Annotated in this window: 15 protein-coding genes; 6 read left to right on the forward strand and 9 right to left on the reverse strand. The window is 45.8% G+C overall.

Features of this window, described 5'->3' with window-relative positions:
- Nucleotides 1-2 precede the first annotated feature (2 nt).
- Nucleotides 3-3,155, forward strand: a complete 3,153-nt coding sequence (vmeZ, locus tag KJB05_RS21660; RefSeq protein ID WP_208444472.1) for an efflux RND transporter permease subunit — start codon at nucleotides 3-5, stop codon at nucleotides 3,153-3,155.
- A 93-nt stretch (nucleotides 3,156-3,248) separates the two neighbouring features.
- Here vmeZ and KJB05_RS21665 read toward each other — a convergent pair whose 3' ends face one another.
- Both KJB05_RS21665 and arfB read right to left on the reverse strand, forming a co-directional pair.
- Nucleotides 3,249-5,018, reverse strand: coding sequence for a methyl-accepting chemotaxis protein (locus KJB05_RS21665; protein WP_208444473.1), 1,770 nt, complete (start codon nucleotides 5,016-5,018; stop codon nucleotides 3,249-3,251).
- A 71-nt stretch (nucleotides 5,019-5,089) separates the two neighbouring features.
- On the reverse strand, nucleotides 5,090-5,503 hold the full coding sequence (gene arfB, locus KJB05_RS21670) for an alternative ribosome rescue aminoacyl-tRNA hydrolase ArfB (RefSeq protein WP_032802102.1): 414 nt from the start codon (nucleotides 5,501-5,503) through the stop codon (nucleotides 5,090-5,092).
- A gap of 76 nt (nucleotides 5,504-5,579) precedes the next feature.
- Here arfB and KJB05_RS21675 point away from each other — a divergent pair, with 76 nt between their 5' ends.
- Complete coding sequence (locus tag KJB05_RS21675) at nucleotides 5,580-6,182, forward strand: beta-phosphoglucomutase family hydrolase (protein ID WP_032802100.1); 603 nt, start codon at nucleotides 5,580-5,582, stop codon at nucleotides 6,180-6,182.
- A 75-nt stretch (nucleotides 6,183-6,257) separates the two neighbouring features.
- On the opposite strand, the gene KJB05_RS21680 is transcribed toward KJB05_RS21675, so the two are convergent.
- Both KJB05_RS21680 and KJB05_RS21685 read right to left on the reverse strand, forming a co-directional pair.
- The gene (locus KJB05_RS21680) at nucleotides 6,258-6,731 is read right to left on the reverse strand and encodes an FKBP-type peptidyl-prolyl cis-trans isomerase (RefSeq protein ID WP_020194145.1); all 474 of its coding nucleotides are present in this window, start codon (nucleotides 6,729-6,731) and stop codon (nucleotides 6,258-6,260) included.
- 14 nt (nucleotides 6,732-6,745) lie between these two features.
- Nucleotides 6,746-7,378 carry a thiol:disulfide interchange protein DsbA/DsbL gene (locus KJB05_RS21685; RefSeq protein ID WP_009704740.1) on the reverse strand — a complete coding sequence of 211 codons (633 nt, stop codon included), beginning with the start codon at nucleotides 7,376-7,378 and terminating at the stop codon, nucleotides 6,746-6,748.
- 372 nt (nucleotides 7,379-7,750) lie between these two features.
- Between KJB05_RS21685 and KJB05_RS21690 the strand changes: the two genes are divergently transcribed.
- Nucleotides 7,751-8,374 (forward strand): OmpA family protein, encoded by a 624-nt coding sequence (locus KJB05_RS21690; protein WP_208444474.1) that lies wholly within the window; start codon nucleotides 7,751-7,753, stop codon nucleotides 8,372-8,374.
- Nucleotides 8,375-8,457: 83 nt separating this feature from the next.
- On the opposite strand, the gene KJB05_RS21695 is transcribed toward KJB05_RS21690, so the two are convergent.
- The 4 genes from KJB05_RS21695 to KJB05_RS21710 all read right to left on the reverse strand — a co-directional run bounded on the left by KJB05_RS21695 (nucleotide 8,458) and on the right by KJB05_RS21710 (nucleotide 10,322).
- The gene (locus KJB05_RS21695) at nucleotides 8,458-8,817 is read right to left on the reverse strand and encodes a glutaredoxin (protein WP_208444475.1); all 360 of its coding nucleotides are present in this window, start codon (nucleotides 8,815-8,817) and stop codon (nucleotides 8,458-8,460) included.
- Nucleotides 8,818-8,963: 146 nt separating this feature from the next.
- Nucleotides 8,964-9,506, reverse strand: a complete 543-nt coding sequence (locus KJB05_RS21700; protein ID WP_199454655.1) for a hypothetical protein — start codon at nucleotides 9,504-9,506, stop codon at nucleotides 8,964-8,966.
- Nucleotides 9,493-10,038 carry a YaeQ family protein gene (locus KJB05_RS21705; protein ID WP_009704736.1) on the reverse strand — a complete coding sequence of 182 codons (546 nt, stop codon included), beginning with the start codon at nucleotides 10,036-10,038 and terminating at the stop codon, nucleotides 9,493-9,495. The genes KJB05_RS21700 and KJB05_RS21705 overlap by 14 nt, the downstream gene beginning before the upstream one ends.
- Before the next feature lie 74 nt (nucleotides 10,039-10,112).
- Entirely contained in the window at nucleotides 10,113-10,322 is a 210-nt protein-coding gene (locus KJB05_RS21710; RefSeq protein ID WP_005433440.1) for a cold-shock protein, read from the reverse strand.
- A 368-nt stretch (nucleotides 10,323-10,690) separates the two neighbouring features.
- Here KJB05_RS21710 and KJB05_RS21715 point away from each other — a divergent pair, with 368 nt between their 5' ends.
- Nucleotides 10,691-10,957: a ribosome alternative rescue factor ArfA gene (locus tag KJB05_RS21715; RefSeq protein WP_208444476.1), complete on the forward strand. Its 267-nt coding sequence runs from the start codon at nucleotides 10,691-10,693 to the stop codon at nucleotides 10,955-10,957.
- Here KJB05_RS21715 and KJB05_RS21720 read toward each other — a convergent pair.
- A complete protein-coding gene (locus KJB05_RS21720; RefSeq protein WP_009704734.1) occupies nucleotides 10,954-12,117 on the reverse strand; it encodes a threonine/serine exporter family protein in 1,164 nt (387 codons plus the stop codon). The genes KJB05_RS21715 and KJB05_RS21720 overlap by 4 nt on opposite strands.
- 363 nt (nucleotides 12,118-12,480) lie before the next feature.
- On the opposite strand from KJB05_RS21720, the gene KJB05_RS21725 reads away from it, so the two are divergent.
- Both KJB05_RS21725 and KJB05_RS21730 read left to right on the forward strand, forming a co-directional pair.
- On the forward strand, nucleotides 12,481-13,923 hold the full coding sequence (locus KJB05_RS21725) for a sensor domain-containing diguanylate cyclase (RefSeq protein WP_208444477.1): 1,443 nt from the start codon (nucleotides 12,481-12,483) through the stop codon (nucleotides 13,921-13,923).
- 117 nt (nucleotides 13,924-14,040) lie between these two features.
- A complete protein-coding gene (locus KJB05_RS21730; protein WP_208444478.1) occupies nucleotides 14,041-14,787 on the forward strand; it encodes an outer membrane lipoprotein-sorting protein in 747 nt (248 codons plus the stop codon).
- The last annotated feature ends 25 nt before the right edge of the window (nucleotides 14,788-14,812 follow it).

The raw sequence follows: 14,812 nt of genomic DNA on the forward strand, positions 1-14,812 counted from the left end.
CAATGTTAAGTCGTTTCTTTATTCAAAGACCAAAATTCGCACTGGTTATTTCGATCATATTGACGTTGGCAGGAGCCATCTCTTTAGCGATCTTGCCAGTTGCTGAATATCCAAAAATCAGTCCGCCATCGGTGAGCGTGACCGCATTCTACACGGGTGCAAGTGCAGAGGTTGTGGAACAAGCAATAGCTGACCCGATAGAAACCTCCGTAAACGGTGTAGAAGACATGATCTACATGTCGTCTAAGAGCGCGAACGATGGTTCTTACAGCCTAAACGTTACCTTCGATGTGGGCACTGACCCAGACATGGCGCAGGTTAACGTGCAAAACCGTGTATCACAGATTGAGTCCAAACTGCCTCAAGAAGTGCGCATGGTAGGCGTAACGGTGAAAAAGCGTTCTCCTGACTTGTTGATGGTTCTGAACTTCTACTCACCAGACGGTAAGTACGATGACAAGTTCCTTATCAACTACATCAACCTTAACGTAAAAGACCAGCTGGCGCGTGTTAAAGGCATCAGTGAAGTTAACGTTATAGGTGGTGGTGAATACGCGATGCGTGTTTGGTTAGACCCAGAAAAGATGGCTAACCTGAATCTCACGACAACTGACGTTTACTCGGCATTGGCGGAACAGAACGTACAGGTAGCGGCAGGTCGTATCGGTGCTGCGCCGTACAATAACCCTCAAGAAGTTCAGTTCAACTTAGTGACCAAAGGTCGTCTTGAGAGCGTGAGCGAGTTTGAGGATGTAGTACTTCGCGCAAACCCAGATGGCTCTACGGTATACCTAAAAGACGTAGCTCGTGTTGAGCTTGGTAAGAAGTTCTACGATGGTAACGGTAAGTTCCGTGGTCAAGACGCGTCGATTGTTGCTCTGTCACTACAGTCAGACGCAAACGCACTGGAAAGTGGCCAAGCGGTTATGGACTTGCTTGAGCGCTTAAGCACGAACTTCCCTGAAGGCATGGCTTACGAGACCAGTTACGATACGACCGTATTCGTTGCTGAGTCGATCAAGGGCGTAGTGAAAACGCTGATTGAAGCTATTTTGCTGGTAATCGCGGTAACCTACCTGTTCCTTGGTAGTGCGCGTGCAACCTTGATTCCGGTTGTTGCGATTCCGGTATCCCTTATCGGTACATTCGCCATCATGCAGGCGACGGGCTTTACCATCAACACGGTAACCCTATTCGGTTTGATCCTAGCCATCGGTATCGTGGTAGATGACGCGATTCTGGTTATCGAAAACGTGGATACCACCATGGCGAAAGACCCAACTATTTCACCGCGTAAAGCAACGTTGCTGGCGATGAAAGAAGTAACGGGCCCAATCATTACTTCGACCTTGGTTCTATTGGCGGTATTCCTACCAGTAGCCATGCTTCCGGGTATTACTGGCATCATGTATCGTCAGTTCGCATTGACGATCTGTATCTCAGTAGTTATCTCGTCTATTAACGCACTAACTCTGTCTCCAGCACTATGTTCGTTGGTACTGAAGCAGGGTGGTGGCAACACAGCAAACTGGTTCCAAGCGTTCAACCGTGGTCTAGAGCGTGTAACAGCGCGCTACGGTCAGATCGCTGGATTCTTGGTTAAGAAGTCTATGTTGCTGATTGCTTTCTTCTTCGTGGCGGTTGCGGCTGTAACGTTCTTCGCGAAAACAACCTCAACGGCGTTTGTTCCTCAAGAAGATAAAGGCATCTTGTTGGTGAACGTTCAGCTTCCGGATTCGGCGTCGCTTTCTCGTACCGAGGAAGTAACCAATGAATTGATGAAGATGGTTGAGCAAGAGCCGGGTGTTGATGGCGTGACAGTTGCGAATGGTTACTCATTCATGACTGGTGCAGCAGCATCAAACGGTGCGTCTCTGTTTATCAAACTGCATGATTGGGACACGCGTAACTCGCTTGACGGTGAACACGCTGCTAACGCAATTGCCAACCGCATCAACGGCCGTGCTGCGATGGAACTTCCTCAAGCCGTGGTATTCGCGATGGGACCTCCTGCAGTACCGGGCATGGGCGCGGCGTCTGGCTTCGAGTTTGTACTGGAAGACTCGCTAGGTCGTAGCCGTACTGATTTGTCGATGGTAATGGGTGAGATGATTCAGGCGGCTAACCAAGCACCAGAAATCGCTTATACCTTTAGTACTTTCCGTGCGAACGTACCGCATTACTATGTGGATATTGACCGTGAAAAAGCACAGCAGTTGGGTATTCCACTGTCGTCAATTTTCCAAACACTGCAAGGTAACCTTGGTTCGTTGTACGTGAACGACTTCACCATGTTTGGTAAGAACTTCCGTGTAACCATGCAAGCAGACAGTGAGCACCGCAGCAGCATGGACGATCTGGAACGTTTCCACGTTCGTTCTTCAAGTGGCGATATGGTGCCGCTGAGCACGCTAGTAAGCTACGAGCAGGTGTTTGAGCCAGATGTTGCATGGCGTTACAACATGTACCGCAGCGCGATCATTCAAGGCCAACCAGCACCGGGCTATTCAAGTGGTGATGCGATCGCAGCGATGGAGCGCGTCGCAGCTGAAGTGCTGCCACAAGGTTACACTTATGAATGGACGGGTATGGCTTACCAAGAAGTATTGGCAGGCAACCAAGCAATCTACGCGTTTGCGTTGGCATTGATCTTTATCTACTTGTTCATGGTAGCTCAGTACGAGAGTTGGAGTATCCCTCTGGCGATCATCCTTGTGGTACCTGTGGCAACGTTAGGTTCGTTCCTCGCGTTGAACCTAACCGGAACGCCACTCAACTTGTACGCTCAGATAGGTCTCGTCTTGCTCATAGCGCTCGCGGCGAAGAACGCAATCCTGATTGTGGAATTCGCCAAGCAAGAGCGTGAAGAGAAAGACGTGGATATTGATAATGCGGCAGTAGAAGGTGGTAAGCTTCGTTTCCGCGCGGTGAACATGACTTCTTGGTCGTTCATCTTGGGTATCTTCCCGCTGATCTTCGCAGCAGGTGCGGGTCACGTGAGCCAAAACTCGTTGGGTATTTCCCTAATTGGTGGTCTGTTGTGTGTACTTCTAGCGGGTACCTTCCTGATCCCAGGCTTCTACGCTCTGGTACAGAGAAAGCGTGAGAAGATCCACGGCGGTAGCACCAAGCTTGTTCCTCTTGATGACGAATAAGCACTGAGTTTCCTCAGATAGAAAAAGCCCGAAGCATGAGAGTGCTTCGGGCTTTTTGTTTATCTGGCAATAATGATTGCGAGGGAGGGTAGATTACACGCTGCGTGTTTTGAATTCAGCAACAGCATCATCCATTTCATGGGCTTGAGCCGAAACAGAGTTCACCTCATGTAAGCATTCTTGTGCTGATTGCATGTTGTTCTCTGAAATCACGTTTAACTCAGTAATCGAATCGCTCACCTGATTCATTACGATGCCTTGCTCTTCGATGGCTGAGGCGATGCGCTCGGAGTTGCCCTGAATTGCGTGCATGTCTGCGATGATTTGTTGCAAGCTAGAATCGAGCTTCTCTGAAGCGTGGAGAGTTTGCTGACCCTGATCGTTACATTGGTCGATATCAGATACGACCATCGACATCTGCGATTGAATATCAGACACCACGCGGGTGATTTCTTCAGTCGATTGATGAGTACGACTTGCCAGTGCACGTACTTCATCGGCCACAACAGCGAAGCCACGACCTTGTTCTCCGGCACGTGCTGCTTCAATCGCTGCGTTAAGCGCGAGTAGGTTAGTTTGTTCAGCGATATCTTGGATGATATTTACTGCGCCGCCAATCTTCGCCACGTGCTCGTTGAGAGAGCCAATGGACTGCTGACTGTTTGAAAGAATACCGGTCAACTGGCCGACATTCGAAACTGTCGTCTCGACAACGGTACGACCTTGTTCTGCATTGTTTGCTGCTTGGTGAACGCCTTCCACTGCCACAGAGGTGCTTTCAGAGATTTCACCAATGGTTGCGACCATTTGCTGAACGGCTGTTGCCATAGACGAAGTATGATCGGCTTGAGCATGAAATTGTTCCATTACGCCTTCTAGCTCACGGTGCATGTTGTCTGTACTTGCCGATAGTTGCGCTGACTTCTCTTGTGTTCCGTGGATAAGGTGCTCAAGTTTGTCTAACAGATCGTTTAAATGATGGCTGATGTCTGCCAGTTCATCTTTCCCCGCAAGCTCAGAGCGTAGGCCCATGTTATTGCTTTCACTAATGTTTTTAATAGTGGTAAGCAAGCTGCTAACGCGAGTATTGATCGAACGTGAGATTTGGAAGATCAAGGCAAAGATGATGACCAGCACCACCGCTGTGATGACTTGTTTCACCAAGTTGTTTTGGCTATCACGAGCTTGTGCTGCGTCGCTCAGGGCAGATGAAAAGGTTTTGAACTGCTGCTCTACCGCATGTGATAGAGCACGAGTATCACCCAATAAACCTTTATTGTAAGCCACGCCGATAGTTTGCTTTTGCGCAGCAAGCTGACGTGCACTTTCAATCAAAGCAGGTACGTATAGGCCTTGTAGAAGGCTTTCGTCCATTTCACCGGCTTTAACAAGTTCTGAGAATTTAGTCAGAGCCATGACTTGTTGATGATCAGCATTTTGCTCTGCAGCAGAAAGCTCTTGTTCAAAACTTGCCCATAAGCCGCTTTCCGCATCTAGACCGTAGCGTCGGTAGGCAGAAACTAAAGTCTGGAAACCTTTTTGATAGGCCAATAAGTCTTGCTTGAATTGGTGGCTAGAAGGGAGGTCATAACGGTTAAGGATACCAGCCAATTCTTGTTCAATCACCAAGAACTTATCGACGTTACCATCGAACTTATCAAGGTACTTGATGTTACTGCGCAGTAATAAGTCTTTTTCATTACGGCGTAAGTTAAGGAGACGAATCTCTAAATCACCAACGAGCTTAACGGCATGGCCGAGTTCTTGGCTTTGGTTAGCGAAGTGTGACGAGGTACCCAGCAGGGTCATAATGCCCAGAATGGCGATCACTCCTAAGGAGTAGAGCTTGTGCCTAATAGTCATAAAGTTTGTCCTGAATAGTTGACTAAAGTAAGGAGCCCAAAAAGGTTCCCAATGGCTAGCTCTGACGTTTATTAGTACAGCACTCTTTGGCGTTGCTGTTTTTTTGTCGCTTGCTTGTTTTTGCTATCAAGTCTACGACGTTGCGAAGCGCGAGTTGGTTTGGTTTTAATACGCTTCTTTTCTTGTCGGCTTGCAGATTGTATCAATGCTTGTAATCGATTTAGTGCGTCTTCTTTGTTCTGCTCTTGCGTCCGAAACTGTTGTGCTTTGATGATGATGACGCCATCTTTGGATATTCGGCTGTCAGAAAGGGCAAGTAATCGCTCTTTATAGAATTCCGGCAGCGTGGAATGACGTACGTCAAAGCGCAAATGTATCGCGGACGATACCTTATTAACGTTTTGCCCACCACTTCCTTGAGCCCTGATGGGAGATAATTGGATTTCCCAATCTTGAATTGTGACGGAGTTCGAAATTTTGAGCATGTTTACTAAATGCCAATAAGGAATGTTGTAATGGCTGATAAATTACCATCAGAGATGTACAAATAGAAGAATTGACATGAATACGATAGATTTAAGCCCCTATAAAGGGTTGATTTTCGATATGGACGGCACCTTAATCGACACAATGCCTGCGCATCTAGCGGCGTGGCAAGCGACGGCAGATCGTTTCGATTTTCCTTTCAACCAAGATTGGTTGCACAGTTTAGGTGGCATGCCAAGCTTCAAAATCGTTGGCGAAGTGAACCGTCAACACGGTTTGTCTCTCGACCCTAAAACCGTATCTCGATTCAAAATGGACACGTTCGCAGAGATGGAACAACACGGAGAAATCATCTCGTGTACCAACATCGTATTGGATGAACATCTAGGCAATAAGAAAATCGCAGTTGGAACCGGTAGCCAACGAGACAGTGCACTGCGTCTATTGGCGAAAGCAGGCATCTTGAAGAAGCTCAATGCAGTGGTCACAGCGACGGACGTCGAAAACCACAAACCTTTCCCAGATACATTCCTTATGGCCGCAGAACAACTTGGTTTAAACGCACAAGACTGCGTGGTGTTTGAAGATACCGAGTTAGGCAAGAAAGCCGCTCACGCTGCAGGCATGGATTGTGTGATGGTGGAAGGTGATAAGTTGGTCTTTTATCCAAAGGCTTAATTCGCCGTTGCTCAGAAGAGCTCATTCAATAAAAAACGCCGCAATCAATGCGGCGTTTTTTGTTCTTGCTGAGGATTATTGGATGTCCAATAGTTCCACATCAAAGATCAGTACACTTGCTGGTGGGATAGGGCCCGTACCGTTTTTACCGTAACCAAGTGTGCTTGGTACGAACAGGCGGATTTTCTCACCCACAACCATGTATTGCAGACCTTCTTGCCAGCCTTTAATCACTTGGTTTAGGCCGAATGTGATTGGCTCGCCACGCTCTACTGAGCTATCGAAAACTGTGCCGTCGATCAGTGTGCCGTGGTAGTGCACCTTCACTTTGCTCGTTGCGGTTGGGTGAACGTCACCAGTACCTTTTTCAAGTACTAGGTATTGCAGGCCACTCTCTGTGGTAATTACACCTTCTTTCTTGCTGTTCTCAAGCAGGAATTCTTGGCCTTTAGCAAAGTTCTCGTCAGCCACTTTGTGGTTGGTCCAAGTGCGGTAGATAAAGAATGCCGCTAGGACGAAAATAATAAGAGGAAACAGAAATTTAGACACAGTAGCTCCTTGTCTTATTTTGGTTGTTTTAGCAGATAGTTGATGGTGTCAGCCATAGCTTCAACGGTTTCGTGACCGCCAGTGATCACTTGGTATTTACCGTTGACGATAAACGCTGGAACTGAGTTAATTTGACCACGAGTTGTGATCTCTTCTGCTTTGGTGATGTATTCAAACAGTTTTGCTTGTTGCGCGTCGTCTAGTTGGTATGGGCTTACTAGGTTGCGAGACTCAAAAGCTTTCTCAACTGCTGCTTGGCGCTCATCCGCTGTTGCATCTGCACCCATTTGAACTGCCGCAAACAGCTCTTCCATAAACGCTTTGTCTGGTGTGCCGTTAACTTGCATTGCTGCTGTGTAGAAGATGATCGCGCTGATCTGTGCACTCTCGTTAAAGGTAACGTGCATCTTCTCAACTTTTTGTTCTGTCAACGATTCGATCTGAGGAACGAACTGTTCCATCGTACGACAGTGGCCGCAAGTTAGAGAGAAAACTTCAGTAACTGGCGCTAGGTTGTATTCAGCAAGAGAAACAGGTAGCTCTTCGTACTGCTTGCCTTGTTGTGGCTGACTATTGCCGTTATCACAAGCTGTAAGGGCAAATACTGCCGCAAAAAGTGCAGCGCCTTTAGAAATAGTTTTAAACATGGGTCAGGCTCTAAATAGTAAAATTGTTGCTAGTTTATCGGTTAACGGTATCGACGAAAACCATTAATACGGCTTGTTACACTAAAGTGAGACAATCGGAGAAAGTTTAGACAAAACATGGCTATGACGAGTCAATTAAGGACTTCGATGCTTGAAAAGTCGAAGATTTCGGCCGTAACAAAGATCGCTCTTGATAAGTGCAACATTGGTATTCTGCCAATCATCATTGATGACGTTAGACAAATGAGAAGTGAAGTCAGAACTTTGGCACGATAGGTGCTTGGTAAATGGGATGAAATGGTAAAAAGCACTAAAGTTTGGACGATTTGAGCCGACACAGTGAACAGGAATTCATTCTACGTTGGTAACGGTATGAAGCATTGGTTTTTATTGGCATGCGGCCTTTTAGCTGGATGTGGCAGCATTAATTCGGATATGGTTCCGGGCGGTAACATCTTGGATACCGCTCCTCGAACTAACTCAGAACTTAGACACCCTGAGTGGGGTTATGCGAAGTCTTACGCATCAACACCTCGCTATGTGGCTCAAGCACCGAGCTCAATGGGAAAAAAGTCACAGGGCGTGACGTCACTGGAGATGTTTTTAAATAGGCATCAAATCGCCCACGAAACCATCAGTGGCGACCACCTTATGGTGCGTTTGAAAGAACAGGTACACTTCCAAACTGGATCTGCGAGATTATCATCGCAGTCCGAAGACTGGCTACGTAATCTTGGGCATTATCTTGCCGGACGAACAGACGTTGATGTAGTGATTGATGGTCATGCGGACAGCACAGGCGCAGCAACCTTCAATGATTCTCTGTCTGAGGAACGTGCTCGTGAAGTTGAAAAGCAATTGTTAGCCACAAGCTTGCCGCGCCAACGCGTCTTCTCGCGTGGTTTTGGTGAGTATGTACCCCAGTGCAGTAATGCAACGGCAAGTGGTAAGGCGTGTAACCGCCGCGTGGAATTGATGTTGATTGTCGATCAGTAAATTCTAATTCTATTGAATCGAAACAAAAGAAAAGAGGCACCGTATGGTGCCTCTTTTGCATCCGCCAATGTTCTTAGGGGGAACTAGGCAAATTCTTTTTCAATGTAAGCGACAATGTCTGAAGATTCGTAAAGCCATTGCGTTTCGCCATCTTTTTCAATGCGAAGACAAGGTACTTTCACGCGACCGCCACCTTGCTCAAGTGCGTCACGATGCACTGAGTTGTTTTTCGCATCACGTAATTCAATGTTTACGGATTGGCGCTTCATAGCTCGGCGAACTTTTACGCAGAAAGGACAAGCTTCAAATTGGTATAGTGCGTAGTTCTTCGCTTTGTCATCAACGCTTTTTTGTGCCTCTGCTGAGCGTTTAACGCCACGAGGAGAGAATACAGCGTTGAGAAGTAAGATGATTTTTCCCAAAATCCAACGGATAAACTTCATAATGATCCCTTGATGTTCAGTGGATGAGTGTCCTTGAATGTCATGCAACGAACTATAAATAACAGGTTATGTGTAACAACCAAAGCAAGCCGTTGCATGAAAGGAAGTAGTCTATCAGGTGTTTGGTTTTGACAAAACCATGTTTTTTATGAGGAAAATAGGCGCTTTATCCAGCTAATTAGCCCACTAGTTTTTGCTGGGTTTGCTTCTTTACCGAGGTAAAAACTCTGCATTAAGTCGGTACGGAAAGCATCGAGATCCATACGCTTGATCACTAACTCGTGTTGCAGAACGTTTTGCGTTTGCTCAGCATGGTCGTGCGCAAGGCTAAAGTCCATGTTGAGATAACCTTGAGTATACAACCACAAATGTGTCACTAGCACGAGGTCTTCTGCGGACTGATTAGTGAACTTTTCTGCGTGCTCCTCACCTAGCGTGTCACTCAAGACTTGCTGCATGTGATGAGTCGACGTGGCGTGCTGCTCATAGAGGGCACTGGCTTCGATGTGAGATTTGGTTAAAAGCCCAAGTAGATGCAGCGCAGGAGCTGTCTCAGGCTTATTTTCACATACTCTAATGAACAATGGGGCTTGTTCCTTTGTCCAACGTCGCCTTGCTGCTTTGTGCTCGTTAACGAAGGGAATGTTTGTGAACCCCATTTGTTGGATCAGTTCATTAAGAGGCGTCATTACTTTGCAATTCCTTCACCGTCACTTCGACGTGTTGTTCGTTAATATCAACGAAAATAGAGGTGCCGGTAATCATAACAGATAGACTAGTGCCGCGGTCAAGGTGCTGTGAAATCAAGTCGATAGCGTCGTAATCTAGACTTGCCACATCCACTGGAAGCATGCCAAATTTGCCTGCCATTTTATCCCACCAAACCGATGCTTTCGTGTTGTACGTGTACACCTTCACATGTTTAGCAAGGCGTGATGCTTTCTTGATGCGGTCTGGCTCTGGCTCACCGATTTCAATCCAATGTGTAATGGATTGATCATCTTCAACGCGCCACAAGTCCGGTTCTTCTGTCGTAGAAAGCCCCTTAGTAAACTCAAGTTCTTTTTGGGCATTCAAACAGTAAGCCAAAATACGCGCTAACATGCGCTGTGGTTTTTCTGAAGGGTGTAGGGCAATGGTCAGGTTTTTTGAATCGTAGTAATCGTTGTTCATATCGGAGATCGCGATACGAAACTTGTATATCGTCGGTTTAAGAGCCATAAGAGTGATCAATAATTTGAGGGCAAAAAATAGCCAGCTAAAAAGCTGGCTACCATATCAAAATCTTAAAAGGATTAAACTAGAGTGATTTTCTCAGCTTGTGGACCTTTTTGACCTTGAGTGATTTCGAATTCTACTTTCTGGCCTTCAACAAGAGTACGGAAGCCGTCACCTTGGATTGCAGAGAAGTGTGCGAAAACGTCAGGACCGTTTTCTTGTTGGATGAAGCCGAAGCCTTTAGTTTCGTTGAACCACTTAACTGTACCAGTAGCTTTGTTAGACATGTTTATTTCCTAAATATCTAATTTTATGTAAATCTTCGCCTAATCGGCGCTTATAGCGTGGAAAAATAAATTGCTATTGCGTACCACAGGACGGGGGAATTACGAGTAATCCAACGAAATGTGAAAACAAAGAACTTTCTTTCTAGCCGTGTTCGAGTCTAGGTTAATTACGGGTATAGTCAACATTTATTGCTCTATCAAAGGCAAATATTTGTATCTAGTCACTTTTTATACAGTGTTTTTTTGATGAAATTTCAAATAAATGACGTTGATGTGAAGTTTTTGAAGAATAAAATGAAAATAATTCTACAAATTTGACTATTTTATCTAATTATTGTCCAATCTGGTTCGACCATTACGGAGGAACTATGGGAAAGAAAAAACTTAATCCTCAGCCAAATGAATTGAATCAAGATACCGAGTTTGGCAGAGGGGAAATCAAAGACAACGCACTTAAAGCGGTCGTCACTAGTCAACTGTTTAGAACGCGAGTTGTGAAAGCCAAAAAAGGCAAAGGCAGCTTCAACCGGAAAGCGAAGCATAGAGGCAAAGAGCCCTATTCAAAGTTCTCACTAACGTGGATTTTGAATAGGGCTTTTTTCTTGTCTGAAGGTAATGGCGAAGCGGTGTGCTAGCGTTCTATTTTTGGCGAGTAAATCGAGTAGGCTGTAATTTGCCCGGCAACGATGGCTGAGAACATGAACAGCGCTGAGAGACCAATACTCGGAATCGGAAGGATCGATTGTTCAAATACCGACTGACTCGCACTGACCAAGACGCGACTGCCTGGAACCAGAATAATGATGCCCTGAACAATGTAGATAGAACCGGTCAGCTCCATCTTTTTCGCAATCCAAGTGCCATAAAGTGTAATCAGAACAGTCGTCACCCAAGTTCCAACCACCCAGCCACTTTCGAAGCCGAGATAGAATGGCCCCCACATCCCCAGCATCGCGACAGGTAGCCCAAGCAGTATATCGATAGGACGGGCGTTAAAAATCACACCAAGACATGCTGAAATTAAGAACAAGCCGCTAATGTGCATCCAGATCGGAATTTCATTGGTGTAAGCAATAGACTGAGCTTGTCCCCAAATCGCTTCGCCAATGTTCAGACCCATAGTGATACCAACAAACAGTTTGATCAGCGTGAGAGCGCATTGTCCCAATAAGCTAGTGCCCGAAACCAAATCATTAAACGCCAAACATTCGAGTGAGTTAGCGATGGAGAGGCCGGGGACAAATAAGACAATCGTCGCGATACATAGCGCCCAAACAGGGATCGGAAGTCCAGTGCTAGATAGATAAGCGACAATAATGCCGGTGAACAACGCAGCGATAAACTCAACCGCAATTGCACGTCTCGCTCGGCAAACTTGCTGACATCCCCAGACCATAAAACCGAGAATAAAAGCAAAGCCGACCGCCTCTAAGGTGCTGCCAACCAGCATCAAGTACGCGGGCGGAATGCCCATGTTTGCCAACGCGATAACCCACGACGGATAACCAGCAGGTTCTGGAACGGGTTCGCTACTCGGTTGATTGATACGGATGATGGTATTCGCGAGCAAGCTGAGGTTAATTGATGCCGGTTTAAGGCGCTTGAGCACGACAGCGTTGTTGTCATCAGGAAACTGATAGTTGATTGCGGTGGGTGTAGCTTGAATCATCACATCCACGCCATGTTTTTGCGCGTAGTGTTGAGTGTATTTCTCTACTTTGTAAGGCGCACAGCCACTACGATGCAGCGTATCGCCAATTTCGACGATTTTGTTAATTCTATATTGAGAAGGCATGGCGAAAGCGAAAATTTCGGGTCACAAAAAAATTGCGCGTAAGTTAACAAAGTGATTCTTATCGAGCGAATAATCATTACTTTTTTTATGTGATTTTGTGGGCTGTGTCAGGTGTTTTTACGCGCAATGATAAAACCTAAGAAAGCAGAATGTATTTATCGCACTTTTATCCATATAAAATTCATAATAATTCGCGATGGATTAATAAAATATTATGGTAATAAAGTACCGTTTTGCAGCACAAAGGTACTAATTTAGATTCATATCAATAAGAGTCACTTCCCATCATTAAAAGCTCTGCTATACCTTTAGTTCGAATTAAGTCTTAGATAATACTTTCGGATAGGTTGGCGAGAAGTAGGTATGGCTCTCATACGTTATAGTACTTATGGTTGGAAAAGCGCAACATTTGGCATCGCTCTGATGATCGTGAGTGTGTTTTACAGCGCTGCATCCCAAAGTCATGAGACTAAACAAGGTACCTTGATTGTTGCCAATTCCAAAGCTTGGAAACCATTCTCTTATCTTACCCCAGACGGCGAGCCACAAGGCATTTTGATTGATTTTTGGCGTGAGTACTCTGTTCGTAATGATGTTCACGTTAAATTCCTTCTGCTTGATTGGGAAGAGTCTTTACTCGCAGTGAAGGAGGGGCGTGCAGACGTTCATGCGGGGCTAATATATTCCGAAGCACGAAGCCAGTACTTGAATTTTGGTACGGTGATTATGCCTATCGATACTCAGCTTTATGTAAACAGTGACCTGTTAGGAATTGACGTGGAATCGGTGCTGAAAGGTGATTCGGCAATGGAAATTGGTTTGGTGAAAGGAGGATACGAAGAGACTTTCGTTCGTAAACACTACCCGAACGCGGCAATACGGTTGTTTTCGAATAATGATGCGTTGCTAAAAGCGGTTACGAATAAGCAAATTTTTTTGTTTGTTGCTGATACTCAGGTATCCAATTTCTACATGGCAACAACACCTGACTCGGTGACTTTCTTACCTGCATTGCATCTTTACAGCAAAGATTTAAGAATCGCGACGGGTGACGGCAGTGCAAAGTCGATTGAAGAGGTATCGAGGAATTTTGAGATAGTCATGGAGGCAAATAAGGACCGGATCCTCAGTCGTTGGATTCATGTTAAAACTGTCTATCCAGCGTATCTGGCGCCCTTGGCCGTGTTCGCTTTGGTTATTGCCGCCATGTTCCATATCTTTTCACTCAAAAGAACGGTGGCGTTGCGAACTCGACAGTTAACTTTAGCCAACCAACAGTTGTTTGAGTTGACCCTTACAGATCCGCTTACCAAGCTTTATAACCGACGTCATTTGATTGAACGGTTGGCGACGTTAAGCACAGTAAAAAGAGACCTGACGGTGATGGTGTTTGATATTGATGACTTCAAATCCATCAATGATCAATTTGGTCATTTAGCTGGAGATCAAGCAATCGTTGCTGTTGCGAATGCCGCGAAATCGGTAACCGATGAAAAGGTGACATTAGCTCGAATTGGTGGTGAGGAATTTGCTTTGGTGAGTGTGTCACTATCGGCAGAAGAGGCCCAAACGCTGGCGTGTGAAATCTGTACTCACGTTAATCAAATGCCAATCCCATTAGATGGTCAGAACATTCATGTGAGCATCAGTCTTGGTTGCGCGTATTATCCTAAGTTTGATGAGACGCCAAGCCTGCAAGATGCTGATCAACTTATGTATCGTGGAAAAGCCAGCGGCAAGAATCGCGCGGTGTTCCAAATCATCAACAGAAACAAAGTGGAACCATTACTTCGTAAAGCTCAGTAAAACTTTGAGCGAGCTCTCGCTGACCTTCATCCTCTCCTTGCTATACTGATTTGAACTCACTGTTTTTATTGTTATTTCTGATGCGAATAGTGTTGGATTTCAGTGTCGAGGACGGTTATGCGTACTGCTTTGTTATCTCTATTGTGTTGGTCCATTTCATTTACTGCTGTGGCTGAAAGTGCTTTTGATATAGTGCAAAAGTCAGATCAAGCCATGCGCGGTGATTCCAGTTATACCGAATCTACAATGGAGATCATTCGCCCTGATTGGACTCGGTCGATGACCATGAAGAGTTGGACCAAAGGGACGGATTTGTCTTTGGTGTTGGTTACGGCACCAGCCAAAGATAAGGGCAGCGCTTCTCTAAAACGACAAAGAGAAATGTGGAATTGGGTGCCGAGTATTGAACGCGTCATCAAAATTGCGCCATCTATGTTGAGCCAATCGTGGATGGGCTCAGACTTCACCAATGATGACTTGATAAACCAGTCCTCTATCGTGGTCGATTATCAGCACCAATTGAAAGGCGAGGATGTGTTTGATGGCGACAAGGTTTGGGTGATAGACGCCGTTGCAAAGCCCGATGCTCCTGTGGTTTGGAGCAAAGTAACGTTGTGGATTTCCAAATCGACCTATCTGCAGCGCAAAGTGGAATTCTACGATGAGTTTGATGAGCGAGTGAACGTGATGACGACTTATGACGTGAAAGAGATCGGCGGGAGAAAATTAGCAACCAGAATGGAAATGCAGCCGCTTGATAAGCCAGAGAACAAAACCGTACTCGTCACCCACCAAGCACAGTTTGATTTCGATATCGATGACAGTTTTTTCTCTCAGCAACAGATGAAATCGCTGCGCGACTAAGTTTGGGTAAATGAACGGCTAAAAG

Source organism: Vibrio sp. B1ASS3 (assembly GCF_905175355.1).
Lineage (GTDB): Bacteria > Pseudomonadota > Gammaproteobacteria > Enterobacterales > Vibrionaceae > Vibrio > Vibrio owensii.

Excerpts from the sequence above, each read along its gene's own strand:
- vmeZ (WP_208444472.1), top strand. The coding sequence starts at position 3 with ATGTTAAGTCGTTTCTTTATTCAAAGACCAAAATTCGCACTGGTTATT.
- KJB05_RS21665 (WP_208444473.1), bottom strand. The coding sequence starts at position 5,018 with ATGACTATTAGGCACAAGCTCTACTCCTTAGGAGTGATCGCCATTCTG.
- arfB (WP_032802102.1), bottom strand. The coding sequence starts at position 5,503 with ATGCTCAAAATTTCGAACTCCGTCACAATTCAAGATTGGGAAATCCAA.
- KJB05_RS21675 (WP_032802100.1), top strand. The coding sequence starts at position 5,580 with ATGAATACGATAGATTTAAGCCCCTATAAAGGGTTGATTTTCGATATG.
- KJB05_RS21685 (WP_009704740.1), bottom strand. The coding sequence starts at position 7,378 with ATGTTTAAAACTATTTCTAAAGGCGCTGCACTTTTTGCGGCAGTATTT.
- KJB05_RS21690 (WP_208444474.1), top strand. The coding sequence starts at position 7,751 with ATGAAGCATTGGTTTTTATTGGCATGCGGCCTTTTAGCTGGATGTGGC.
- KJB05_RS21695 (WP_208444475.1), bottom strand. The coding sequence starts at position 8,817 with ATGAAGTTTATCCGTTGGATTTTGGGAAAAATCATCTTACTTCTCAAC.
- KJB05_RS21700 (WP_199454655.1), bottom strand. The coding sequence starts at position 9,506 with ATGACGCCTCTTAATGAACTGATCCAACAAATGGGGTTCACAAACATT.
- KJB05_RS21705 (WP_009704736.1), bottom strand. The coding sequence starts at position 10,038 with ATGGCTCTTAAACCGACGATATACAAGTTTCGTATCGCGATCTCCGAT.
- KJB05_RS21710 (WP_005433440.1), bottom strand. The coding sequence starts at position 10,322 with ATGTCTAACAAAGCTACTGGTACAGTTAAGTGGTTCAACGAAACTAAA.
- KJB05_RS21715 (WP_208444476.1), top strand. The coding sequence starts at position 10,691 with ATGGGAAAGAAAAAACTTAATCCTCAGCCAAATGAATTGAATCAAGAT.
- KJB05_RS21720 (WP_009704734.1), bottom strand. The coding sequence starts at position 12,117 with ATGCCTTCTCAATATAGAATTAACAAAATCGTCGAAATTGGCGATACG.
- KJB05_RS21725 (WP_208444477.1), top strand. The coding sequence starts at position 12,481 with ATGGCTCTCATACGTTATAGTACTTATGGTTGGAAAAGCGCAACATTT.
- KJB05_RS21730 (WP_208444478.1), top strand. The coding sequence starts at position 14,041 with ATGCGTACTGCTTTGTTATCTCTATTGTGTTGGTCCATTTCATTTACT.